This is a genomic window from Pseudarthrobacter sp. (assembly GCF_036675385.1).
In the GTDB taxonomy this organism is placed as follows: Bacteria; Actinomycetota; Actinomycetes; order Actinomycetales; family Micrococcaceae; genus Arthrobacter.
Genome location: NZ_JAKFFD010000019.1, coordinates 1 through 1,547, shown reverse-complemented (window position 1 = coordinate 1,547; position 1,547 = coordinate 1). Strand labels below are relative to the sequence as shown.

General features: G+C 67.7%; 2 protein-coding genes and 1 pseudogene. All 3 read left to right on the top strand.

Features of this window, described 5'->3' with window-relative positions:
- Nucleotides 1–664 (top strand): annotated as a pseudogene (locus V6M49_RS01645) (DNA repair protein RadA); the annotation flags it as partial.
- Between the two features lie 60 nt (nucleotides 665–724).
- Nucleotides 725–1,183 (top strand): hypothetical protein, encoded by a 459-nt coding sequence (locus V6M49_RS01640; protein WP_332759692.1) that lies wholly within the window; start codon nucleotides 725–727, stop codon nucleotides 1,181–1,183.
- Between the two features lie 55 nt (nucleotides 1,184–1,238).
- A partial coding sequence (locus V6M49_RS01635; RefSeq protein WP_332747356.1) for an aminotransferase class IV occupies nucleotides 1,239–1,547 on the top strand: 309 nt, incomplete at its 3' end.

Here is a 1,547-nt window from a genome sequence, read left to right as displayed (position 1 = left end):
CGAGGGCGACACGCACAGCAGCTTCCGCCTGATCCGCGCGATCAAGAACCGCTTTGGCGCGGTCAACGAGATCGGCGTGTTCGCGATGACCGAAAAGGGCCTCAAGGGCGTGAGCAACCCGAGTGCGATCTTTCTGTCTCAACACTCGGAGCCCGTGCCCGGCAGTTGCGTGATGGTGACGCTGGAAGGCACACGCCCCATGCTGGTGGAGATCCAGGCGCTGGTGGACAGCGGTGGGCCCAGCCCGCGGCGCCTCTCCGTCGGCCTGGACCGCGACCGCCTCGCCATGCTGCTGGCGGTGCTGCACCGCCACGCCGGCGTGGCCTGCATGGACCAGGACGTGTTCGTCAACGCGGTCGGTGGGGTGCGCATCAGCGAACCCGCGGCCGACCTGGCGGTGATGCTGTCCATCACCAGCAGCCTGCGCGGCAAGCCGCTGCCCAAGGGCTTTCTGGCCTTCGGCGAGGTCGGCCTGGCGGGCGAGGTGCGCCCCGCGCCGCGTGGCCAGGACCGGCTCAAGGAAGCGGCCAAACTGGGCTTCAACGTGGCCGTGGTGCCCAAGGCCAACCTGCCGCGCAAGAACGACAAGGCCTTCGAAGGCCTGACGGTGCACGGCGTGGACCGCATCGAGGAGGCCATGGAACTGGCCCGCAGCCTGGCCTGACACCTGCGCACTGCGTACAACCCGCAGCGGCACCGGCCCTGCACCATGGACAATCCCCCCATGCGAATTCAGAACTTCCTCGTCCCCGCGGCCTGCGTGGCCCTCTTGTTCCTGGCCCACCGCACCTACGGCTGGCCCGGCGTGGCCGCCGTCGGCGGCGGTCTGATGATGTGGCTGCTGCTGCACTTCACCCGGCTCATGACGGTGCTCAAGCGCGCGGCGAACCGCCCGATCGGCTATGTGGACAGCGCCGTGATGCTCAACGCCAAGCTCAAGCCGGGGGTGACCCTCATGCATGTGATGGCCATGACCCGCTCGCTGGGCGAACGGCTGTCCGACGAGGGGGTGCAGCCCGAGGTCTACCGCTGGCGGGACAACGGCAGCTCCACGGTCACAGCGGACTTCCAGCACGGCAAGCTGCTGAGCTGGAAACTGGACCGTCCCGCCAGCGAAGACGCCCCAGCGGCACCGGCCGGAGCCAACCCGGCGGAACCAGAGCGCGGCGGTCCGACGCCTTAAAATCGACGGTTTGGCAGCCCGGACTGCCCCCGACGACCCAACCCAAGGACCCCACATGAGCCCCATCGTTCCCTCGATGTCCGACCGCGACGGCAAGATCTGGATGGATGGCCAGATGGTGGACTGGCGCGACGCCAAGATCCACGTGCTGACCCACACGCTGCACTACGGCTGCGGCGCTTTCGAGGGGGTGCGGGCCTACAACGCGGTGGGTGGCACGGCGATATTCCGCCTGGAGGAGCACACCGAGCGCCTGTTCAACAGCGCCAAGATCCTGCGCATGAAGCTTCCGTTCACACAGGACGAGGTGAATGAGGCGCAGAAGGCCGTGGTGCGCGAGAACAAGCTCGAGAGCTGCTACATC